The organism is Paenibacillus sp. FSL H3-0321, from assembly GCF_038002865.1.
In the GTDB taxonomy this organism is placed as follows: Bacteria; Bacillota; Bacilli; order Paenibacillales; family Paenibacillaceae; genus Paenibacillus_AQ.
In genome coordinates this window covers 6,314,922-6,338,210 of record NZ_JBBODH010000001.1, presented here as the reverse complement: position 1 = coordinate 6,338,210, position 23,289 = coordinate 6,314,922, and the positions used below count along the sequence as shown (strand labels likewise).

Genomic DNA, 23,289 nt, shown 5'->3' with positions numbered 1-23,289 from the left:
TTATCTGCAATCGTTATGAAAAGAATGATGGTATCGCTTACAAATATATTATAAATCGTTTCCAGAGCCAAAACGATGGTTTCAATTGTTTTTTCTGGTCTTCAATTTGTTATTTTTGTTTTTCTAAATTTAAATTTGTTATCTACCTTATATTAAACAACCTGAAAAGGAGGGCTTTCGCCCCCCTTTTCACGAATCATTTCCTATTAAAGAGCAGATTACTTTGTGCCGGATGCTAGCTTTTCGGAGTCCTGCATCCGCTTTTGTAATCCTTTGGTGTCATTCCGCACATTTTCTTGAACAGCTTGTTAAAATATACAGGATCGCTGTAACCGACCCTTTCGGCAATTTCATAGTTTTTGAGATCAGGCTGTCCAATCAGCAGCTCCTTGGCTTTTGCGATACGAATACCGATAAGATAATCCGTTATCGTCTGGCCGGTCTTGAACTTAAACAGGCGGCTGATATAACTTGCGTTCATGCCAACGGTCTCTGCCAGACGCTCCAGCTCAAAATTTTGGCCATATTCCTTCTCCAGAATGCTTTTGGTCTGTTCAACCACATAATGCTCTCCACCCTCGGCAGCCTGAGCTGGAGGATTCTCCTGTTCAGGTACGGCAATCTTCAGTTCCTTGTTCTCCTCCACCCGCTTCAGCAGCTCGTACAATTGAGCCTTCTCTATCGGCTTAAGCAGATAATCCAGTGCGCCGTGACGCATGGCCCGCCGGGCATAATCAAACTCGCTAAATCCGCTCAGCACAGCGATGGATAAATTTTTCATATGGCCCCTGGCCTCTTCTATCAGCTTGAAGCCGTCCATCCTCGGCATCTTGATGTCCGTAATCAGGAGATCAATATCCTCAGGGGCCAGCTTGGAAAGATGCCCCCAAGCCTCCTGTCCATTGCCGTATGAGCCAATGACCTCCACTTCCAAGTCCATGCGGGAAGTAATCTTCTCCAGCCCGCGTCGTATTACTTCCTCATCGTCCGCAATCATGACCTTAATCAATTCGAAACCGCCTCCAATTGTAAATCCGTTACGAATGATTGCGCTACCATTTCAATTATATGCCTCATTAGCCGGTTAGAAAATGTGTTGTGTTGCTCTTTTATAGTCTTCAGTTTACTTTAATTAATTCCCCCTTGAAATCAAACACAAAAAGGTATATAACTAAATTGTATTGTTGTTATTAATAAATAACAATATTATAATAACAAGATAACGAATAGTTATTATTTGTTAGCATTATTTTATCTATTCTTCCAAGTAAAGCGAGGTTTCCAAATGTCACTGCTTAATGAATATGTCGGAGGTGTCACCTGGGGCTTTATGGGCAGACGCGGAACCTGGACTACTGAAGCAGCCGAAGCCTCGATGGGGCTTATGAAATCGGTTACGGGTGCGAACTGGACCGCAATTGCCTTCAGCGCCATTCAGGCCACTCCGCAATCCACGGAAATTCCGTACTGGGAGAAGCCGACAGTCACCGACGAAGAAGTAGTCCGGGCGATCCGCAAGGCCAAAGAGCTCACTTTAAAGGTCTGCCTAAAGCCGATTGTCAATTGTGCAGACGGCACTTGGCGCGCTCATATTAACTTTTTCGACAAGGATGTTCCCTGCGAGCCCAAATGGTCGGAGTGGTTCCGCTCTTATACTGACTTTATCCTGCATTATGCTGCGATCGCTCAAGAAAGCGGTTGCGAAATGTTCTGCATCGGCTGTGAGCTGGTTCAGACCGACCGGCGCGAAGCCGAATGGCGGGCCCTGATCGCTGAGGTACGCAAGGTCTACCACGGGATCATTACTTACAACTGCGACAAATACCAGGAGGATAACGTGACCTGGTGGGATGACCTCGATGTGATCTCCTCCAGCGGATATTATCCGGAACAGGACTGGGAGGCCCAGCTTGACCGGATTGAAGCGGTGGTGAAGTCACACAACAAACCGTTCTTCTTTATGGAAGCCGGTTGTCCCAGCCGTACCGGGAGCGCCGCTATCCCCAATGACTGGACGTTACAAGGTGAACCCAGCGAAGAAGAGCAACGCCGGTTCTACCAGGCGATGTTCGGCAGCTGCGAAAGCCGTGAATGGGTACGGGGCTTTATGTTATGGGATTGGCCTGCACACCTCTACCCGCTTGAAGAGGCGGCAGACAATGATGATTACTGCATGTACGGGAAGTCGGCAGCAGGTGTCATCAAAGCGTATTATGGCTCCAAAATCAATAACTAACGATGGGAGTGGACCAGAAAATGAAGAACTCACCCGAAGATTGGCTAAAGAAGCTGGAAGCGGAGTTGCAGGACAATATTCTTGGCTTCTGGATGGAACACACGCTGGATGAACAACACGGCGGCTTTGTTGGCGAAATTGATAACCAGTTGAATGTTGTCGAAGGCGCAGAGAAAAGCCTTGTGCTTAATGCACGGATTCTCTGGACGTTTGCGAGTGCTTACCGCATGTACCGCAAAGCTGAATACCTGTCCATGGCTGAACGTGCCTACAGCTACCTGCTGGAGCATTTCACAGATAAGGAATACGGTGGATTTTACTGGATGGTAGATGCTTTAGGTGCACCTTCCCAGCCGAAAAAGCAAGTATACGGCCAGGCTTTTGCCATCTACGCGCTAGCCGAGTTCCATCACGCTACGGGAAATCCGCAAGCCTTGGAACAAGCGGTTGAGCTGTTCCGTCTCTTGGAAAAACACGGTTATGATCCGCTTTATAAAGGATATATCGAAGCACTGTCGCGTGAATGGCAAGTAACGGATGATCTGTCGCTAAGCGCCAAGGATATGAATGAGAAGAAGTCGATGAATACGCATCTGCATGTGCTGGAGGGTTATACCGGCCTGTACCGTGTATGGAAATCCGAAGAGCTTAAGGTTAAGCTGTCCGGGCTGATCGAAACGATGCTTGATCATATCATTGACGGGGAAGGCAAGCATTTCCACCTGTTCCTGGATGAGGAGTGGCATGTGAAATCCGAGCTCGTCTCCTACGGCCATGATATCGAAGGCAGCTGGCTGCTGGTGGAAGCCGCAGAGGTGCTTGGTGATGAGCAGCTGCTCAAGCGCGTACGCACAGTTGCCCTGACCATGGCGGAAGCTGCGCTTGAAGAAGGCATCGCCAGCGACGGGGGCATCTGGAATGAGGCCGACGGCAGCGGGCTGCTGAGCAAGGATAAGGACTGGTGGCCGCAGGCTGAAGCTGTTGTCGGCTTCTACAATGCCTATCAGCTGACAGGGAATCAGCGGTTCCTGAATGCCGCCGAAGGCGCCTGGACGTTTATTGACAGCTATTTAGTGGACCGCAAGTATGGCGAATGGTACTGGGGTGTTGACGAGAAGCTGCAGCCGCTCGCGCATGAGCCGAAAGTCAGTGCCTGGAAATGTCCTTATCATAACAGCAGAGCCTGCTTCGAGATGATCGAACGTCTTAAATCAACTATAAAGGAGAATATCTAATGACAACTTTATTCGAAGAACGCAAAGAGCAATTAACAGCACGTTATGAAGCCCTGATCGGACGCAAAAATGAGAAGGTGCCTTACGGCAACGGGACTTATGACCGTTATCAGTATCCGCTGCTCACCGCGGAGCATGCCCCGCTGATCTGGCGTTATGATTATAATCCGGCAACCAATCCTTATTTTGCTGAAAGAATCGGCGTTAACGGCATCTTCAACCCGGGCGCCATTGAATTGGATGGCAAGTTCTATATCGTAGCCCGCGTTGAGGGCAATGACCGCAAATCCTTCTTCGCCGTAGCCGAAAGCGACAGCGGTGTAGACGGCTTCCGCTTCTGGGACCATCCGGTAGTATTGCATGAAACAGAAGACCCGGATATCAATGTCTACGACATGCGTCTGGTTAAACATGCCGATGGCTGGATCTATGGCTTGTTCTGCACCGAGCGTAAAGATCCGGATGCTCCGCACGGCGATCTCTCCAGTGCTGTAGCCCAGTGCGGCATTACCCGCACCAAGGATCTGAAAACCTGGGAACGTCTGGCTGACCTGAAGACCGGTTCCGCCCAGCAGCGCAATGTCGTCCTGCATCCTGAATTTGTGGATGGCAAATATGCCTTCTACACCCGTCCGCAGGATGGCTTCATCGACGCCGGTTCCGGCGGCGGCATCGGCTGGGGATTTTCCAATACAATCGAAAATGCCGTAATTACCAGCGAGTCCATTATGGATCAGCGCTATTATCACACCATCAAAGAAGTGAAAAACGGCCAAGGCCCGGCTCCAATCAAAACTCCGCGCGGCTGGCTGCACATCGCCCATGGCGTGCGCAATACAGCAGCAGGACTACGGTATGTGCTTTATGCTTTCCTGTCGGACCTGAATGAGCCGAACAAAGTTACCCATGCTCCAGGCGGCCATTTCATCGCTCCAGACGGTGAAGAACGTGTCGGCGACGTATCTAACGTAGTGTTCTGCAACGGTGTAATTGCCCGCGATAACGGAGAAATCTATATTTACTACGCATCCTCCGACACCCGCATTCATGTAGCTACCACTACAGTTGACCAAATGCTCGACTATGTGCTGAATACACCGGAAGATCCGCTTCGTTCCTATGCCTGCGTACAACAGCGCATCGCACTGATCGACCGTAACTTACAGCTATAATTACCTACACTTCCTACGTAAAAAGAGTCCGCCAGGTTAATCTCCTGGTGGACTCTTTTTACGTATTTATATGGACTGAGGTAAGAACCGGCAAGCGGAATGACCGATTGCCCGCCGGTTCAGCCGCATCAGCTTGTCATCATGTCTTTAATCGCAGCAATAACCATATCCGGTCTATGTATTTGAATTGAATGCCAGCTGTTCTCAACGAGAATGCGTTTTGTCTTCGGGGTTAATTGGGATAACCGTTCCTGCCCCCGCTTCCATTCGTCATTCTGCATGCCTGCACTTAATACCGTAATCGGTAGTTCAAGGCTCAATGGAGGTGAGATTGACAGTTGGCGGGCACTCTCCTCCGCAAACAGCATTTCAGCGTACACTGTCTTACAGGCGTTATTCCGGTATCCTAGTGCACGGGTAATTCTTTGGACAGGAGCAGGTAATCGCCTAGTGCCGACATGCCTGCCGAGCAGCCGGAGTAGACCCGTCGGCGATAATAGATAACCTAATCTGTATAGTGCGAGATTGGCTCTCCATTGCTTGTGTCTGAGCCCACTCATCTCTGCTGCAAGATACCTACTCTCATGCACTGCGTCCACTAGAAGCAGTCCCTCAACTTCATCCGGATATTCCACTGCAAACGATCTTACAATCATGCCGCCGTAGGAGTGGCCAACAAGCAGATATGGAGGTTCGCAATCCAGTGCCTGCAGCAAGTCTCTGAGCTTCACGGCATAGTTTCTGCAGGTTGCCTCTTCCAGCGGCTTTCCGCTCCATCCGAGCCCCGCACGGTCGTAGGAAATGACTTTTGCAAACCTGGAAATCTCCGGCTGCACAAGCGTCCAGTCCAGTGAGCAGCCTCCCATCCCCGCCTCCAGAACAATGGTATGAGCCCCTTGTCCCGTGAGCTGAGCATGAAGGTAGCCTTTGTCCATGCCCACCAGTTGTCCCTGGGGTTTATATCTGGAAACATCCCTCTGCGTACATAACATCTGAATCATCGTCAGCGGAAAACAAATGACCGAAATGAAGCAACGCAAGCCTCTCTCAATGCGGGGAATCCCAGCCACTGCACATCACACCTCTCTTGGTCTCAGGCCAAATTATACAGGTGGCGGAACAGCGCAAAAAGAGAAACTATACTTGCACTTTTTCCTATTTTTTGAGACTTAAGCGGACTTAGTACCAACTTACACCGCTGCGCGAACAATGTAATTATCCAAGGTTGCCTGTAACCCTTGGGATGACTGGTGCTGATTGAAGATCCGGCTGATCTCAGGCATACATTGCAACACCATTTCATGAACCGCAGGTGTCTGGCCAAAACAGCGCAACCGCACAATATCCAACGGCTCATGAAAATACTGCACACTCGTAACAATCTCGATTTCAGCGCTTGTAAATCCGCTTGCCTCGAGCCGTTGATTGATCTTGTCCAGTACCGGAGTTCCTTCCGGCTGAGGTGCGAACAGCCCGGGAAAGAGCAAGGACAGCTCTGGCGACAAACGGTCGCCGGGATGGAGAGCAAGCAGCCTCCCGCCTTTAGTGAGGATTCTCGTAAGATCGGAGTATGCGGAGGTCGGGCCTTTACGGTTGTAAGCACAATCAAATTGTCCGTCTTCGAAGGGAAGCTTGTGCTTGGTATTGGCCGTAACAAAAGAAACATTGGAAAGGGCTGTGCTACTGGCCGTTTCATTGAATCTCCACCAATTAGCTGACGCTTGAAGGGGTGGATTCTTGCGAACAGAGGAGCAACCTCCTCTTATGGGCAAGCGATCCCTGCGTTCTCGCAGTTCTACGTTTTATTTTTATAGGTAATTGCTATACCGCTACCTGTTTGATATTATGAGCCGCATTTTCATCCCGATCATGGTGTGTTCCGCAAGCTACACATGTCCATTCTCGAATTGAGAGGTTCTTCACTTCGGGATGAATCGTGCCGCATACGTGGCACTGCTGACTGGTCGGCTCGAAGGTGTCGGCAACCCGGAGGGTTCGTCCATACCAGGATGCTTTATACGTCAGTTGACGCACCCATTCGCCCCAGGACGCATCAGCGATGGACTTGGAGAGTTTGGGATTTTGAATCATATTCGCCACACGCAGATGTTCGATGCTGATCGTTTGGCACTCACGGATCAGCTTCGTTGTCATCTTGTGGAGAAAATCGTTCCGGGAATTTGCAATGTGTTCGTGAATACGAGCAATGTGTTGCTTGGCTTTCTTCCAGTTGGAGCCCCCTGGTGTGCGTCTCGCCAAACGCCGCTGCCACAGCGCAAGCTTTTTCTCGTATTGACGGTAAAACCTGGGGTTGGCAAAATGCTCGCCGCTTGAGCACACCGCGTATTCCTTAAGCCCCAAGTCAATGCCGATATGTGCATCTGCTTGTGGGAGTGGGGTCTTTTCGACCTCGCAAACCAGGGAGACAAAATACTTATCGCTGGCGTTTTGCCGTACCGTAGCGGACAGTATACGACCCTCCAGCTTCCGAGAGTTGGCGAAACGCATCCAACCGAGCTTGGGAAGCTTCAATCGGTTGCCTTCAATGGCGATATTTCCGTTCGTGAATTTCGTGGTGTAGCTTTGTACTGGATGCCTCCGGCTTTTGAAGCGAGGCGCTTGATTTTGCTTTTTGAAAAAGCGGTCAAAGCTATCTGCCACATGCCGAACGGCGGACTGTAAAGCAATACTATCGACTTCTTTGAGCCAGTCATATTGTGTTTTTAGAACGGGGAGCTGTGTCGCACAGGTCTGATATGACAACCCTTTGCCTGTCTCGGCATAAGTTTGGTTCCACTCTTCCAGGAAATGATTGAACACAAAGCGGCAGCAGCCAAACATTCGACGAATGAGTTGCTGTTGCTCGGTATTCGGGTAGATGCGGTATTTATACGCTTGATGAACGATCATGTGCGACACCCCCTTTTGTAGTATTTTCTTACAGTATAGCACATATGTTCGCTGAATAGTTGAAAACCGCCGATTCATCTCCGTCTATAGAGGTCGGAGTCTTTTCGGCTTTTGAAGATAAAATCAGCAGTGACGTCCAGCCCGACAATTTGCTTCACCACAGGACTCCAGCGAATTGTAAAATCCCCGTGGCCGCAGCCGATATCGAGCACTCTTTTCCCTGGAACCAGCCCTGCAACCTCTTCGGCGAACATCGCCTCCGCATCGGGCCCCGTGATCGTGGAATTCCAGGGGTACGTATATTTCCCCGTCGCCCCTCCCAGTCCGGCATACCATTCAAACGAATGCGGCAGTCTCCAATCCGGATGTTCTGTCGGATCTGCTAACGTCTGGTTCATTCCATCTCCTCCTGTCTTCATTGTATTTCTTAGCTCTGCGGTCCGGCCGCTGAATCCCGGTGGACGATATCGGCAGCGATCAGAATCTTCTCCAGAGGTGCTGAAGGATTATGAATCCGGTTCAGCAGCTTCTCCACTGCCGCCCGGCCCATTGCCTCCTTGGGTACGTGCACAGTAGTAAGCGGCGGAACACCTCTTGTTGCATCCTCGATGTTGTCAAATCCCGTTACTGAGATGTCGCCCGGTATGGAGAAGCCGTCTTCCTTCAGCGCCTCGCTGACTGTGAGCGCGATGAAATCATTGGCGCAGACTAGCGCTGTCGGCATGGTTTTGGCTTTTTTCCGCTTCGCCATCCATTGGTTGAACTGCTCTTGAATGATTGCGTCATCCATGCCTTCCAGCTGAAGCATCTCGTCATCACCGGCAGGGGGCTTCAGCTCACTCTCTTCCAGGGCGCTGCGGAAGCCGATCCAGCGGTCGCGGAAGCTGCGCGAGTAGCGGATATTACCGATAAAATGCAGCAGCTTATGCCCAGTTGCCATCAGGTGGTTGCTCAGCCGGTTCATGGAATCAGTATTGTTGGCGAATACTGTATCACTCGGAATTAGCGGATCTTCATGATCAATCAGCACCATCGGCAGTCCGATACGGTGCACCTCCAGCAGCAGCGAGGTAGAAATCTGTCCTACCCCAACCAGGCCGAGAAGACCGTTCGGGTTCAAAATATTGACGAAATTATCTGCACGGTGCTCGGAAACAATCACCATTCCGAGGCCTTCCTGATCCAGCGCAAGTGCGATACCGTCAACAATTTTGCCCCAATAGAGGGAATCCTGAGTCTGTGAACGGATATTGGGCATCAGCACCAGCACCGACTGCTTATTCCGGTCGCTCCCTGAGCCCTGGGAGGAACGTTTTATATTTTGCACGTATGCATTCTTCTGTGTGAAATAGCCAAGCTGTGAAGCAGCCTGGATTACCCGCTCTCTGGTTGTTTCATTGACGCCGCCCTTGCCTGAAAGCGATTTGGAGACGACAAACTTGGATACACCGAGATGATCGGCAATTTTCTGCATGGTAACCTTTTTAGCCATATGAAACCCTCCAAAATAATCTTGATTTATAAAACAATTCCCGTTTATGGCTGCGGAGAAGCCTGCTGCCCCTGACGCGCTTCCTTCCACTTCTCATTCAACATGTCAAAAGACTGCTGTAAATCCGGCGCGGCAAGCAGCTCCTGAATATAATCTCCTGACCAGAACGACAGCTTCGCCCTGTTCGCCATCTCTATAAAGGCATCACTTTGCACCGTAGCCTCAACCAGCCGGGGATTGTAGGAGAGAAACTCGCGGAATGGCTCCATAGAAGGCTCTGCAGCTCCCTCAGGAGGCAGGAAGCCCCAGTCAGCCGTGTAAGAGGTCTCTTTTACAAAATACTCCACCCAGGCCATGGAAAGTTCCTTATGCTTGCTGAATTTGCTGACTCCAATGAACCAGTCCGGATTGAGCGGAGCATAATGTTCACTGCTATTGTCATACGGAAACGGGAAGAATCCGATATCCCCTTCGGAAGCACCGGCATCCAGCACCTGGCGGATCGTCCAGTTTCCGAGCAGATACATGCCGACCTCCCCCTTCGCCAGCTTGGTCTTGGAAATCTCCCAATTGTTCGAGAACAGCTCGTCCTCCACATAACCCCTGTCAATTATCGTTCTGGCAATGGACAGAGATTGCCCCCATGCATTATCAATCTGCCACGGGCTATCCTCATGAACCATGTTGTTCATGTATTCGGGATCACCGGTCATAAAATTGACCATATTATTCCCCCATTCCCGCAGCGGCCAGACAGCTCCGTAATTTAAGTAGACGGGGGTAATTCCCGCCGCCTTCAGCTTGGCGCAGGCAGCGTAGAATTGTTCAAGGGTCTGCGGAATTTGCGTAATGCCCGCCTGCTCGAAAGCCCGCTTGTTATAAACGATTCCACTGGTTGTCGTACCTGTAGACAATCCGTATCTCTTGCCACCGTAAGTGGCGAATGTGGTGAATCTTTCCTGGGCGGACATTTCATTATCCAGGGGCTCAAAAAAAAGCTCAAGCTCTTTCGCCGGCAAATTGACGGGCAGCAGCAGAACATCCCCGGCGTCCTTGGTCGATAATCGGACGAGAATGTCGCTCGCATAATTGGACAAGCCTTCGAATTCCACATTAGCTTCCGGATACTTCTTTTTAAACTGGTCGGCATACCCTTTGAAGGTTCCATTCTCAATCAGATCAATTCGATTCGTCAGCATGACAATCGTGCCTGACAGACTGGATGTGCCCCCGTCTACGGCAGCTGATGCAGCAGGCTCCTTGCTGTTGCTGCGATTCTCGCAACCCGTTGACAGCAGCAGCAGAACCAGCAGCACCGTTTGCACAGGCCAATGCATTTTAATCCTCTTCAAGGTGTTTCCCCCTCTCTCTAGCTCTCGCCATCCGTTCGTTCGCTTGGCTCCAGCAGTGGCAGGGATAAGATTACATCCGTCCCTTTCCCGGCCTCACTGAACACTTCAATGCCGTAAGCCGCACCATAATGCAGCTGTACACGCTGGTGCACATTTTTCATACCGATGCCTCCATTGATGCTTTTCTTTCGAGGTGTCTCACGTTTCAGGCTGTCATTGAGCTTCTCCAGCGTGTCCTGATCCATACCGCAGCCGTCATCGCTGATATGAAACAGCAGCTTATGCTCCGTAATCTCACATTTAATGCTGAGATGCATCTGCGGTTTGCTGTCATCCAATCCGTGATAAGCAGCGTTCTCTATGATCGGCTGGAAGACCAGCTTAATGATGGAGTATTCGTTAAGCTCCTCCGGGACATCGATCTCCAGCAGGAAACGTCCGGGATAACGGCTGCCCAGCAGCTCTACGTAGTTGCGCACATACAGCAGTTCCTGCTTCATCGTCGTTTTGCCGGTTAATTCACTCGTGCTGTAACGCAGCAGCTTGCCCAGTATGGAGATCATGTCGGCGGCTTCCACATCGTCATTAAGCTCTGCAGTCATGCGGATAGACTCCAGTGTGTTATAGATGAAGTGAGGATTGATCTGGCTCTGCAGCGCCTGCAGCTCCGCCTCCTTCTTCTGCTCTTCAATCCGGTAGATATCCTCGATCAGCTGCCTGATCCGGGCAAGCATCCGGTTGAACTGGTGACCCAGCAGGCCAATTTCATCCCGGCGTTTGACTCGGAAGGTGACATCAAGATCGCCGTTCTGCACTTTTTTCATTAGCTGAATCAATTGAGTCAACGGTTTGGTCAAAGCAAAGGATAAAATAATCGAAATAATCAGTGCCAGCACAATGATAATCAGCGTTGCGGCAAAGGTCACATTGCGGGTCAGCTTCACATCGCGGGTCAACTCATCGACCGGGATGGAGATAATCACCTTCCAATTGGTCTTGGAGGAGCTTGAAAATATATTCAGCCTATCTCTGCCGGACACCGTGTCGTAGAAGCTCCCGGCGCTGCCCTGCGCCTTGCGGTATAGCAACGTGTGTGAAATATCCGTCGTCAGCAGCTTCTGATCACTGTCATACACAACTTTTCCGTTCTCATCCACAATTAATGACTTGCCGTGCGTAACCTTATCCAGTTCGGCGACCTGATTTTCCATGTTGCTGATATTGGCATCCACCGCAATCAGTCCGATTGGATTCCAGAGGCCGTCGACAATTTTACGGACAACCGTGAACGCATACCGGGTGCTTTGCAGATTGCTTGTGTATGCCTGAGTGCCGAAAAGCAGTGCTTCCCCGCTGGAATACTTGGCCTGCTCGCTCCAGAACTTGTAGCTTTGCTTCAGATCCAAACGGACGCCTCCGTCTTTGGCCGAATAATAACCGTTGCCATAGCCGTCAAAAATATACACAGAATTCGTACCCCGTTTGATATTGTTGATGAACGAAATATTTCCTTCGATCCCCCGCTGTATAGACAGCAAAAGATCAAAATCACCGGGTGCAATCGACGAACTGTCCGTCTCGCCCGCCATACCCTGCTTCTGCTCGTAATACCGGTTGGAGCGCAGCAGGTTCTGCTTGATATCGTTTACATAAGCGGGCATGGATGAGATTCGTTTCATATCCTCTATGTAGTCATCAATTCCGTCCATCATTTGATCAATCAGCTTTTCTGAATAAGCGATGGTATTATACTCGATAGACTTGGAGTAGCTCTTGAAGCTGATTACACTGATAAAAGAAAGCGGGAGTGTAATGATAATCAGAAAGACGAGGAGGAGCTTGCGTTCCATGCTCATATCCCCGATAAAGGACCACCAGTTGTATTTGCGTTTACCCTTCATACGGCCCTTCTCCTTCAATGGCGTTTACCTAACTTTTCTTATATTCATAACAATTTCCCTAACAAAATTATTATACGTGTTAGTGTGTGGTTGTACAAGAAGATAGCATGCAAAGTTCCAAGTTAACTTCGAAGATTGTTTCCATAGCCCTTTGCCGAAGCATTGAAACCTGTTAAAACGGAATAAGGCCGCTTCTTCCCTGTGGAAGAAACGGCCCTAACAGCTCAAAAACCTGCGGAACTCTAATGATTTATTTGATGGTAAACAGCGCCAGCTTATCCTTCAGCTGAGTTGAAACGCTCTCCAGCTTGCCTGACAGCGAAACGAGGTGATCGCTCACGTTCTGCTGCTCGCTGCTGAGTGAGGCTACCTCTTCCGAAGTGGCCGAGGATTGCTGCGCTACCGCACTTACATTGCCCATGGCATCCGACAGGACACCTTGGGAATGATTGAGGCTTCCAATGGCTCCGGTCACTGATTCGAGGCTTGTAATGAAATCCTCCATCTGTCCCTGAACCGATACGAAGATATCGCTTGTGCTCTTCACCGAACTCATCTGCTGCTTGAAGAGCGGTGCAACTTCGGACAGCACAGTTACTGTCTCGTTCATTTCAGCCATGATTTTATCGGTAATCCCGGCTACAAGGGCAATGGACTGCTTAGATTGATCCGCCAGCTGCCGGACTTCCCCAGCCACGACCATGAACCCGCGGCCTGCTTCGCCCGCTCTTGCTGCTTCAATAGTTGCATTCAATGAGAGAATGTTCGTCTGCTGTGTAATGTTCTTCATCACATCAAGCACTTTGATTACAGAGAATACCGTTTCTTTCAAATCGTTGACACGATCCACCAGCGCGGTTGTCATCTCTCCGGTATGGCCTGTCTGCTTCAGCAGCTCTTCCAGCTGCTTCGCTCCGTGTCCGCTGGCTTCACCGACACCACGAGCCGCCTCATCCATCTCTGCATTGGCAGCGATAACGCTCTGCATCTGCGTAGCGATCAGATCCGTCAGTTCATTGCCGCGTTCAGCTTCCAAAGCCAAACTTCCTGCACCACCGGCGATCTCTTCCGTAGCAGCGGCAATTTCCTTCGCGGAAATGGCTGTCTTGCGGGAAGCCTCACCAAGCTCACCAGCGGTATCCAGCACTTCACGGGCTGTGTCCGTTGTCTGTGCAACCAGCTCTGTAATCCGTTCCATCATTGTATTGAAGGAGGCCGACAGTTCGCCGATCTCGTCCTTAGATACGTATTCGGTACGCACGCTCAAGTCACCCTTTGAACCTTCAACCATAAGATCCTTCAGGCGTGCCAGCGGTTTGGCGATCATCTGGACCATCCAGAACCCCAGCACTACCGCAAGCGCGGCTGCGGCAAGCGCCGCCAGATAAGTCGTGAACAGAATCGGACGTGCTGCCTTCACCAGTTCGCCGGTAGGCACCACTCCAGTCAGCTTCCAGTCAGCCTTGGTCAAGGGATTATACACTGCCAGCACATCCTTGCCGTCGGCATCGCTGGCTTCCTGACTTGCGTTGTTGCTCTTGCTCTCCTTGATGAAGGCTAGCTCTGAAGCCACCCCATCATCAGCAGGTACATTAGAAGCGACTACTATACCATCCGGGTCCACAAGCTGAATCCGTGAGCCGTCTCCGAGGGAAACCGTTTTGAAGGCTTCCTCCAGCAGTGTGTTTTTCAGTTCAAGCATGATTACATATCCTGAATTGGAACCCATGTTTTTGAGGGATCTTACCATCGCGATATTTTTCCCTTTATCACCTTCAATGGCCGTCGAGAACCAGTAGTTCTGGGATGCTTTGGTTTCCTTGGAGTAATAATATTCATATTCCTGAGTACGGCCTACAACCGTCTTATACCAATCCTGATCTCTTATTCCATCCATCTTCAATCCGGAGTTGCCGCTTGTAATTATACTATAGTCCGCTGACTGCGGAATCAGTGAAATAGCCACAATGTTCGAATCCGTTGTCGTCTGGCTGGATAGCTTCTTGCTTATTGAATCGGTAGCTACAAATTTATCATAATTGGAACTTGCGGAAGCCAACTCCGTCAAATCACTTTGCATTTTCGTATCAAAATACAGTTGCAGTGCCAGATTCTCATACTGTTTGATAATAATATCAAGCTTATCAGAGGTCTGGATAATGGTCTGCCGGTTAGCTTCTGATACATTATCTTTAATCGTATTCTTGGCCTTGTTATAGGACAACAGTCCCAAGAGCAGTACCACAATAACAATTGAAGACAAGAAAATCAAAAACAGCTTGACGCCAACTGACTTCAGCGGGTTGACCCTTTTCACCTGACGTACCGAAGTATGTAGCACCCCCTTAAGGGTTACCTTGTCGCGCACTTTCTTGACCTTACTTTTGCTTGCTGTCTGTGTTTCATTCGTGTGGTTTTTCTCTACTTTTTGTACTGTCACCGGTTTCTTCTTGTTCTTCCCCACTCTCATCCTTCTCCCTTTCTGCTGTTCTCCTCTTTTTTCACGCTCGGGAGCCCCCATTACCATCACCTACCAATTAGTTTAGAAGATGTATGTAAGCGTTCACGAAATATATATCGGCATATTGGGTCTTTTTTCTTAGTTTTCTTTACAAATTCCCAGAGAATATTTTATATTTCCTAAGAATATCCCGAATTTTGGCGGGAGCGCAAAAAAAAAGAGATGCTCTTCAAAAAATAAGAGCATCTCTTGTACATAAATAATATAATTATTTTCTCTTCCGCATCATATCGAAATAAGCTACCGGCTGGTCTACCTTCATGCGGACACGCTGAAGCGGGTGGCGGGCAACGTCAAGCCGGTTGCCTTCTTCATCCCACAGCTCTCCGACGGTCTGCTTGAAAAAGGTGTTGTCCGGGCCGAAGAACTCCACTTCCTGCCCCGGCTTGAAGTTGTTGCGCTGCTGAATTAGAGCCATGCCGCTTTCGGCATCATACTCCAGCACCAATCCGGCAAAATCATAAGGAGCCGCTTTTTCCTCCGGCTCATAGATATGATCCTCATGATCCGGGGTATCGTAGAAAAATCCGGTGTTCAGCGGACGGTTTGCCGCTTTTTGCAGCTCTTCCAGCCACTCCGGCTTCAGCTCATAACCTTCCGGATCGGCCATGTAAGCATCAATGGCCTTGCGGTAGGCGTTGACTACAGTCGCCACATAGTGAATCGACTTCATCCGGCCTTCAATTTTGAAGCTGTCAATGCCGGCCTCAATCAGATCGGGAATGCTCTCCAGCATGCACAAATCCTTGGAGCCCATCGAGAACTGGTTATCCTCCGGCTGATGCAGTGGAAGCTGGGTTACACCGGGCTCAAGAGGCTGCGGGGACGAAAGGGCTTCGGCCTGCTCTTCTTCGGATACCCAGGCGCCCTCCGGGCGGGCATCTTCGAACAGGTCGTATTTCCAGCGGCACGACTGGCAGCAGCCGCCGCGGTTGGAGTCGCGGTCCGTGAAGTGATTCGACAGCACGCAGCGTCCGGAATACGAGGAGCACATGGCTCCGTGGATAAAGCTCTCGATCTCGATGTCCACATGTGCTTTGATCTCGGCAATCTCTTCAAGGCTGGTCTCACGGCCCAGTACAACACGCGGCAGACCTTCCTCTTTCCAGAAAGAGACAGCCTGCCAGTTCAGTGTGGACTGCTGGGTACTAAGATGCACCTCAAGGCCCGGCACCAGGCGGCGCGCGGTATCGACGATGGCCGGATCCGCTACAATAATGGCGGCAATCCCGGCTTCATATAGATTGCGCAGGTATTCTTCAATCCCGGCGATATCTTCGTTATGGGCATAGATATTGGTGGCAACAAATACCTTGGCCCCGTATTTCTTGGCGAATTCCACGCCTTCGCGCATTTCTTCAAAGCTGAAGTTATCCGCTCCGGAGCGCAGGCCGTATTTCTGGCCTCCAATATATACTGCATCCGCACCATAATGCACGGCGAATTTCAATTTCTCCAGATTACCTGCCGGAGCAAGGAGCTCCGGTTTGTCCAGACGGTAACGTTTGCCCTTAAACTTAGGCTTTGTCATGGTTCCCATTCCTGTTCTCCCCTCCATATCTTTGCTGTATAAATAAACCTGAAAATCTTCCTTTTAGATATGAACGCAACTGCGGTAAGTGTTTGGACTTCCGGCCGCTGTTAGGTTTGGATTTCCTGATTTGAACCGTTAGCCACGGTAGAAATCCAAACCTAAAGGCGTACGCTATCGCTCCTACAGTTCCAAACCTTCCCTCCGTTACTCTATCTTTAAGGTTAGGCATTAAGTTCATTTTAAAATCAGCAAATCATTGCATTATTTATATTTTAATATACCTGTTCCTTGTAGAAAAAGCCGAATGTCAGTTCACGCTCAGGGTCCTGCAGCGCCCGGATTCCGTCCATCCAGTCCTCCTGGAACGCATAACCTGCCGGATCAGCGGTGTAGAGGTCTATCGCATGGCGGTAAGCCTTAACTACAGCGGCATTGTAGGCAGCGGGCTTCAGCAGCCCTTCAATCTTCAGGCTGTGTACTCCGGCACCCAGCAGCAGATGAAGATCCTCCAGAATGCAAATATCGTCGGAACTCATAATATGTGTCCCGTTGACATCTTCATAAATCGGAAACTTCTCATTCTGGCGCTCTGCTTCAATCAGGAATAAGCCGCGCTCCTTGCCAAGGCTTCCGCCTTCACTCGGACGGCCTTGATGCGACATATAGCTCTCTACCAGCTTGCGTTTGGAATGATATATATTCGTCATCCCGTGGACGTGTACCTGGGCTTCGATCTCCAGCAGCGGTACCATATCCGTCATCTCATCCATATTCAATTCACGGGCCAGAACGACACGCGAAGCTCCCTTGCGGCCCCAATAGTTCGCTGTGGCATAATTGGTCGAGGTCATTTCCGCATTCCAGTGCAGCTTCATGCCCGGCGCTTCATGCTTCACAGCCGCCAGCACCGCTGGATCTCCGAATTCAATGCCGTCAACGCCAAGCTCACTGATCGCCTTCACATAAGCAGGAAGCTCATCCAGCAGACGGTTCGTCATCAGCCCGCCAAGACCGGCATAGACCTTGCGGCCTTTGCCGTGAGCCAGACTAACGACAGCCGCTGTGTCCTCCAGCGAGAAATGTCCGGCAAGACGCATGCCGAAACGGTCATCCCCGATGAGGAGCGCATCTGCCCCGGCATCCAGCAATACACGCGCTTCTTCCAAGGAAGCCGCCGTTGCCAGCAGCTCCGGTTTGTTATTCATGTTGATTCCTCCTAAATTCATCCGCCCAGCTCATAATCATTTATTTAAAATAGAGGGAGAATTCCCCCTCAAACCCTAAAACGCCTACTGGAATTCCTGGAACGGCAACAGTTATCATTTTACAGGTTTCCTACTGATTTTGTTCACTTTTTTTGATATTGGCTAAATGTTCCTTGTAGGTCTTGCCAAATAGATGTCCCTGCGTGCCGTCTTTTTTGGTCACATAAAAATAGTACTCTGAGGCTTTCGGCGCAAGCGCAGCCTGAATCGATGCAAGGCCCGGACTTCCGATAGGGCCAGGTGGAAGACCCGGGTTCCGGTACGTATTGTACGGGCTTTCGACCTTCAGGTCCTTATTCAGCAGTCTTTCCTTCTGCTTGTCCAGCAGATACTGGACAGTTGCGTCGATCTCCAGGTTCTGGCCTTTCTTCAGCCTGTTATAAATAACACCGGCTACAAGCGGACGTTCTTCGTCCACAACTACCTCCCGCTCCACGAGAGAAGCTACGGTCAGCAGTTCATGCAGCGACAATCCGCGCTCCGCAAGCTGCGCCTGCCAGTCCGGAATACTGTCCAGCTTCTTCGTCAACTGCTCCAGCATGGCTTCAACAACCTCTTGCGGTGTACTGTCCTTGGCCAGTTCATACGTTTCCGGGAACAAATAGCCCTCAAGCCGGTGCCGTAAACTAGCGTCCTCGGGAATCTTCAGTGTATTTACCTCAGTCAGCCCCGCCCCCGAGTTCATCATTTTCAGAAACACATCGGCCGGCTGGTTCCAAGCCTCTGCAAGCTTCTCAGCTATCTGCTTCGCCGTGAACCCTTCGGGAATGGTGAACACCACCGTATCTTCCTTCACCACATCCCCGGCATTCAGCCGGGTAATCAGCTCATCATAGGTGTCCCCTGGACTTGCCGTATAGGTGCCTGCCTTGAAGCTTGACCCTTCCTTGACCCATTTCAGATATCCCCTAAAGAACATTTCGTTACGTATAATGCCGTTGTCTTCGAGCAGGCTGGCGATTTCCGCACTCCCCATGCCCTTCTCTATCGTAAACGTGACGGCTGGCCCTGCAGGCTCTACCGGCTGCATGCCATTCCAGATATACCATGCTCCTCCCCCTCCTGCCAATGCCAGCAAAAGGATAATAATGAGCACAGTGCGGATTGCGGCTTTCAAATGTGACTCCTCACTTTCCGACTATAAAGTATAAAATTGTATTGTCTTAAATTCAACATAAATTTCATGAGAACGCTGCATCAACCTTTTATGGTCGTATATCAAGCAAAAAGAGCGCGGAAAATCCCGCCCTCTTCATGCTCAACATAATGTTGCATACAGATAAAGATGCTTATTCCGTGACCTCTGCGGGAAAAGTCAGCTCATCATACAGCTCGGAAATATCTTCCCACTCTTCATCGTCAACGATGCTCTCCAGCTCCGGAAGACCGTCAGGCGAAACTACAATCCGCAGAATCTCCTGCTCCGCGTCTTTTCCGGAACCAGTCAGCACCGCATATGCGCGGTCACCGACTTCAAACTCGGCAATAATATCGTAAACGGAAGATTTACCCTGCTCGTCTTCCAGTTCTACTGTTTCTCCGTATACTTCTTTGAGCTTAGATGTCCATACCGCTTGTTCGGCGGAAAAATCAGTCATTCTCGGCTCCTCCGTCCAATTCGTCTACCAAAGTATTGAAAGTCTCTTCAACAATGGCCCATTCTTCGTCATTCTCGATCATGAAGAGCTGCAGGTCGTCACCATCTTCCTCGTAACGGAACGCATACACCTCATCGCTCTCTTCATCCTCGGAATCGAGTGGAACCACCATCATATACTTTGCATCCGAACCGTCGACTTCAAACTTCATGATGACCTCAAATTCCTCTTCATTACCTTCCTCATCGGGAATATAGATAATTTCCGGTTCTTCTTCTTGGCCGATCTGCTCGTTTGTCATATCCGCGCACCCCTCACCTTTTACTGTTAGCATCCAAAAAATTTTGCAAAATCAAGGCTGCGGCCATTTTGTCCACAATCCCTTTGCGTTTCTTCCGGCTGACGTCCCCTTCAATCAGCACCCGCTCAGCGGATACTGTCGTCAGACGCTCATCCCAAAGGTGTACGGGTAATTCGAGTTGTTCCCGCAGCTGGCCGGCGAATTCTATACAGATTTCACCACGCGGTCCAACTGAGCCATTCATATTTTTCGGAAGCCCAACCACAATTTCTCCAATTTCGTGCTCTTTCACCAGTTCGCGGATCCGTTCGAACTCATTCCCGTTTCCGCGGCGCTCAATCGTCTCTAGAGCCTGGGCTGTCCATCCGAAAATATCGCTTGTGGCGACTCCGATTCTACGGTCGCCGTAATCCAGACCCAGCTTCTTCATTTCGGCTGATCCACCCGATGATTGGCAAGGTAGAAACGGACCAGTTCCTCAATCAGCTCATCACGTTCTTTCCTCCGGACCAAACTTCTCGCATTGTTATGGCGCGGAATGTAAGCCGGATCTCCGGAAAGAAGATATCCAACGATCTGATTGATCGGATGATATTCTTTCTCCACGAGCGCGTCGTATACGGCGAGCAAGATTTCCTGAGGAGAAGCTTCCTTTTCATCGCCCTTCACATTGAATTTAACCGTTTTGTCCATGGAGTCCATTTGTGACACCTTCCTTCTGCAAAATCACCCTAAAAGGGCAGCTTCGCAAAGTTGCTGCTGTACAGCTTACTTGCTGCCTTCATCATAACATATTCATGCCCCAACGAGGAAATCCTGCCACAATAATAACGCTTTTTTTGGCATTTTATCTACATTAATATAGATTTTTTTGGCTTTTAAGCTATTGCAGAATACCATGAAAGGCGAATATTCGCAAAAATTCAAAACTTTTTATTTTTTTGAATAAAGCAGCGGCACTGATATGGAGCACTCAGTACCGCTGCTTCTCTGTCTCACATGCTTTTACCTTGTTCGCAGGCAGAGTATCAGCCTAGGGCTGATCTGCCTTAATGTTAGTTGACAGCTACCTTGGGAACCCCTGTAGCCTGATGTTTACGCCAGTGCAGCTACCAGCTCTTCAGCCTTAACGAGTGCTTCGCCAAGCTTGGAGGCATCTTTACCGCCGGCTTGGGCCATATCCGGCCGTCCGCCGCCGCCGCCGCCGCATACCGCAGCAACCTCTTTGACCAGCTTGCCGGCATGGAAGCCTTTCTTCACCAGCTCCTGAGGTACTGCGACTACAAAGTTGACCTTATCGTCCATCGCTGCACCCAGCACAAGTACAGCATCAGGCAGCTTGGATTTCAATTCATCGGCCGTGGATCGCAGGGCATCCATATTGCCGGCTTGAACAGCAACAGCCAGCAGCTGTGTACCGCCGCCCACTGTCTTCACGCTGCTTGTCAGCTCTGCCGCAAAGGTAGCGCTCAGCTTGGATTGCAGTGACTCATTCTCGCGGGAAAGCTCACGAACCTGGGCATGCAGTGCGTCAATCCGCTTCGGCACATCATTCAGGGAGGATTTCAGCAAGCCTGCTGACTGCTTCAGCAGATCAAGCTGGCTCTCCGTGAACTCATAAGCATAACGGCCGGTAACAGCTTCAATCCGGCGTACGCCGGAGCCGATGCCGCTCTCGCTGACCAGCTTGAAGATTCCAATTTGCGAGGTGTTGGACACATGGCAGCCGCCGCACAGTTCAAGACTGTAGTCACCCACCTGAACGACACGTACCACATTGCCGTACTTCTCACCGAATAGGGCCATTGCCCCCATTGCTTTGGCTTCTTCAATCGGCTTGCTCTCGATCACGACATCCAGGCCGCGCCAGATTTGAGCATTTACGCGATGCTCAATATCACTCAGCTCCTCCGGCGTAATTGCGCCGAAATGCGAGAAGTCAAAACGCAAACGTGCGCCTTCTACTAAAGACCCGGCTTGGTTCACATGGCCGCCCAATACTTCCTTGAGCGCTTTATGCAGCAAGTGGGTTGCCGTATGGTTCTTCACGATATCCCCGCGCTGCTCGCGGTTCACTTCCGCGCGGATACTCTCGCCTACCTTCAGCTCCCCGGCTTCAACAGTAACCAGATGAACATGCTGGCCATGCGGTGCTTTGAACAATCCGGTTACCTTGGCAGTGACAGAGCCTCCGGTAAGCAGGCCGGTGTCACTGACCTGTCCGCCGCTTTCGGCGTAGAACGGTGTTGATTCCAAAATCACCTGGCACTCGGTACCTTCACCGGCTGTATCGGCAAGTTCACCGCCGACAACAATAGCAAGTATTTTTGACTCTGTTACGGAGTCATTATAACCAACAAATTCACTTTTAACCGTCAGCTCAGCAAGCGCGCCGCCCTGAATCTTCATGCTGGCTCCATCCTGGCGGGCAGCTCTGGCCCGGTCACGCTGTTCCTGCATCGCGGCATCAAAGCCTTCACGGTCAACAGTAAGTCCTTGCTCGGAAGCAAAATCTTCCGTAAGGTCAAACGGGAAGCCGTACGTATCATAAAGTTTGAAGGCATCTGCTCCAGCGATGGCAGCAAGACCTTCCGTCTTTGCTTTGGCGGTAAGCTCGCCAAGAATGGCCAGACCATCGGACAAGGTTTCGTGGAAACGCTCCTCTTCCGTACGGATGATTTTGGCGATATACTCCCGGTTGTCTACAATGGATGGATAGTACACACCCATAACCTCACCGACGGTTTCCGTCAGCTCATACAGGAACGGACGATCCAGACCCAGCGTCTTGCCGTAACGGACCGCACGGCGGAGCAAACGGCGGATAATATAACCGCGTCCTTCATTGGAAGGAAGCACACCGTCGCCTACTGCAAAAGTAACGGTACGGATATGGTCGGCAATCACCTTAAGCGCGATATCCTGCTCCAAGTTGTCTTTATAGGTAACTTTGGCCAGCTTCGCCGTCTTCTGGATTACCGGCTGGAACAGATCCGTGTCGAAGTTGGAATCGACATCCTGCAGGATGGAAGCCAGACGCTCCAGACCCGCTCCGGTATCGATATTCTTATTCGGAAGCGGTGTATAGCTGCCGTCCTTGTTATGGTTGAACTGTGAGAACACCAGGTTCCACACTTCGAGCCAACGCTCATTTTCTCCGCCCGGATACATTTCCGGATCACTCATGTCATTGCCGTAAGCTTCACCGCGGTCGTAGAAGATCTCTGAGCAAGGTCCACATGGGCCTTCGCCGATATCCCAGAAGTTCTCATCTCCCAGCTTAATGATGCGTTCTGCAGGCAGTCCTACCTTTTCATTCCACAGCTTGAAGGCTTCTTCATCCTCGGCGTACACCGTCACGGAAATGCGCTCCGGATCAAAGCCGATCCATTCCTTGCCGGTCAGGAACTCCCAAGCCCAGGTGATCGCTTCTTCTTTAAAGTAGTCGCCGATGGAGAAGTTCCCCAGCATTTCAAAGAACGTGTGGTGGCGGCGCGTCTTGCCCACATTCTCAATATCATTGGTGCGGATACATTTCTGCGAGTTGGCCAGGCGGGGATTCTCAGGAATCTCCCGGCCATCGAAGTAAGCCTTCAGCGGCGCCATACCGGCGTTAATCCACAGTAACGAAGGGTCATTATGGGGCACCAGCGATGCGCTGGGCTCGATTTTGTGGCCTTTACTCTCAAAAAACTGCAGCCATTTGGAACGGATTTCACTTGCTTTCATCATGTACAGCTCCCGTCTTATCATTAATTCGGCACTTCTGCCG

The 23,289-nt window shown here is 50.4% G+C and carries 20 protein-coding genes; 3 read left to right on the top strand and 17 right to left on the bottom strand.

Features of this window, described 5'->3' with window-relative positions:
* Window positions 1–235: 235 nt before the first annotated feature.
* Entirely contained in the window at window positions 236–1,009 is a 774-nt protein-coding gene (locus tag MHI45_RS28170) for a response regulator transcription factor (protein ID WP_341119784.1), read from the bottom strand.
* A gap of 276 nt (window positions 1,010–1,285) precedes the next feature.
* Here MHI45_RS28170 and MHI45_RS28165 point away from each other — a divergent pair, with 276 nt between their 5' ends.
* From MHI45_RS28165 to MHI45_RS28155, 3 genes are read left to right on the top strand one after another with little or no spacing between them, the layout of a single operon-like run.
* On the top strand, window positions 1,286–2,236 hold the full coding sequence (locus MHI45_RS28165) for a glycoside hydrolase family 113 (protein WP_341119783.1): 951 nt from the start codon (window positions 1,286–1,288) through the stop codon (window positions 2,234–2,236).
* Window positions 2,237–2,256: 20 nt separating this feature from the next.
* Window positions 2,257–3,471, top strand: a complete 1,215-nt coding sequence (locus tag MHI45_RS28160; protein WP_341119782.1) for an AGE family epimerase/isomerase — start codon at window positions 2,257–2,259, stop codon at window positions 3,469–3,471.
* Entirely contained in the window at window positions 3,471–4,643 is a 1,173-nt protein-coding gene (locus tag MHI45_RS28155) for a glycoside hydrolase family 130 protein (RefSeq protein WP_341119781.1), read from the top strand. Before MHI45_RS28160 ends, MHI45_RS28155 begins: the two co-directional genes overlap by 1 nt.
* A 128-nt stretch (window positions 4,644–4,771) precedes the next feature.
* Here MHI45_RS28155 and MHI45_RS28150 read toward each other — a convergent pair whose 3' ends face one another.
* The 16 genes from MHI45_RS28150 to alaS all read right to left on the bottom strand — a co-directional run bounded on the left by MHI45_RS28150 (window position 4,772) and on the right by alaS (window position 23,246).
* Window positions 4,772–5,713, bottom strand: a complete 942-nt coding sequence (locus MHI45_RS28150) for an alpha/beta fold hydrolase (protein ID WP_341119780.1) — start codon at window positions 5,711–5,713, stop codon at window positions 4,772–4,774.
* Window positions 5,714–5,833: 120 nt separating this feature from the next.
* Complete coding sequence (locus MHI45_RS28145; RefSeq protein WP_341119779.1) at window positions 5,834–6,415, bottom strand: hypothetical protein; 582 nt, start codon at window positions 6,413–6,415, stop codon at window positions 5,834–5,836.
* A 49-nt stretch (window positions 6,416–6,464) separates the two neighbouring features.
* Window positions 6,465–7,553: an IS200/IS605 family element RNA-guided endonuclease TnpB gene (tnpB, locus tag MHI45_RS28140; protein ID WP_341119778.1), complete on the bottom strand. Its 1,089-nt coding sequence runs from the start codon at window positions 7,551–7,553 to the stop codon at window positions 6,465–6,467.
* 74 nt (window positions 7,554–7,627) lie between these two features.
* Window positions 7,628–7,951 (bottom strand): class I SAM-dependent methyltransferase, encoded by a 324-nt coding sequence (locus tag MHI45_RS28135; protein WP_144024495.1) that lies wholly within the window; start codon window positions 7,949–7,951, stop codon window positions 7,628–7,630.
* Between the two features lie 29 nt (window positions 7,952–7,980).
* Window positions 7,981–9,045 carry a LacI family DNA-binding transcriptional regulator gene (locus MHI45_RS28130; RefSeq protein ID WP_341119777.1) on the bottom strand — a complete coding sequence of 355 codons (1,065 nt, stop codon included), beginning with the start codon at window positions 9,043–9,045 and terminating at the stop codon, window positions 7,981–7,983.
* Window positions 9,046–9,089: 44 nt separating this feature from the next.
* Window positions 9,090–10,397 (bottom strand): ABC transporter substrate-binding protein, encoded by a 1,308-nt coding sequence (locus tag MHI45_RS28125; RefSeq protein ID WP_341119776.1) that lies wholly within the window; start codon window positions 10,395–10,397, stop codon window positions 9,090–9,092.
* A 17-nt stretch (window positions 10,398–10,414) separates the two neighbouring features.
* On the bottom strand, window positions 10,415–12,298 hold the full coding sequence (locus MHI45_RS28120) for a sensor histidine kinase (RefSeq protein ID WP_076114237.1): 1,884 nt from the start codon (window positions 12,296–12,298) through the stop codon (window positions 10,415–10,417).
* A 250-nt stretch (window positions 12,299–12,548) separates the two neighbouring features.
* Complete coding sequence (locus MHI45_RS28115) at window positions 12,549–14,768, bottom strand: methyl-accepting chemotaxis protein (protein ID WP_076114250.1); 2,220 nt, start codon at window positions 14,766–14,768, stop codon at window positions 12,549–12,551.
* Between the two features lie 259 nt (window positions 14,769–15,027).
* The gene (locus MHI45_RS28110; RefSeq protein WP_076114238.1) at window positions 15,028–16,359 is read right to left on the bottom strand and encodes a peptidase U32 family protein; all 1,332 of its coding nucleotides are present in this window, start codon (window positions 16,357–16,359) and stop codon (window positions 15,028–15,030) included.
* 266 nt (window positions 16,360–16,625) lie between these two features.
* Window positions 16,626–17,558, bottom strand: coding sequence for a peptidase U32 family protein (locus tag MHI45_RS28105; protein WP_076114239.1), 933 nt, complete (start codon window positions 17,556–17,558; stop codon window positions 16,626–16,628).
* 130 nt (window positions 17,559–17,688) lie between these two features.
* Window positions 17,689–18,735, bottom strand: a complete 1,047-nt coding sequence (gene mltG / locus MHI45_RS28100; protein ID WP_256718277.1) for an endolytic transglycosylase MltG — start codon at window positions 18,733–18,735, stop codon at window positions 17,689–17,691.
* A 172-nt stretch (window positions 18,736–18,907) separates the two neighbouring features.
* Entirely contained in the window at window positions 18,908–19,216 is a 309-nt protein-coding gene (locus tag MHI45_RS28095) for a DUF1292 domain-containing protein (protein ID WP_076114240.1), read from the bottom strand.
* Window positions 19,209–19,517 carry a DUF1292 domain-containing protein gene (locus MHI45_RS28090; RefSeq protein ID WP_038588104.1) on the bottom strand — a complete coding sequence of 103 codons (309 nt, stop codon included), beginning with the start codon at window positions 19,515–19,517 and terminating at the stop codon, window positions 19,209–19,211. Before MHI45_RS28090 ends, MHI45_RS28095 begins: the two co-directional genes overlap by 8 nt.
* Before the next feature lie 13 nt (window positions 19,518–19,530).
* Entirely contained in the window at window positions 19,531–19,947 is a 417-nt protein-coding gene (gene ruvX / locus MHI45_RS28085; RefSeq protein ID WP_038588101.1) for a Holliday junction resolvase RuvX, read from the bottom strand.
* Window positions 19,944–20,219: an IreB family regulatory phosphoprotein gene (locus MHI45_RS28080; protein WP_036696603.1), complete on the bottom strand. Its 276-nt coding sequence runs from the start codon at window positions 20,217–20,219 to the stop codon at window positions 19,944–19,946. Before MHI45_RS28080 ends, ruvX begins: the two co-directional genes overlap by 4 nt.
* 393 nt (window positions 20,220–20,612) lie before the next feature.
* The gene (gene alaS / locus MHI45_RS28075) at window positions 20,613–23,246 is read right to left on the bottom strand and encodes an alanine--tRNA ligase (RefSeq protein ID WP_076114241.1); all 2,634 of its coding nucleotides are present in this window, start codon (window positions 23,244–23,246) and stop codon (window positions 20,613–20,615) included.
* Window positions 23,247–23,289: the final 43 nt, after the last annotated feature.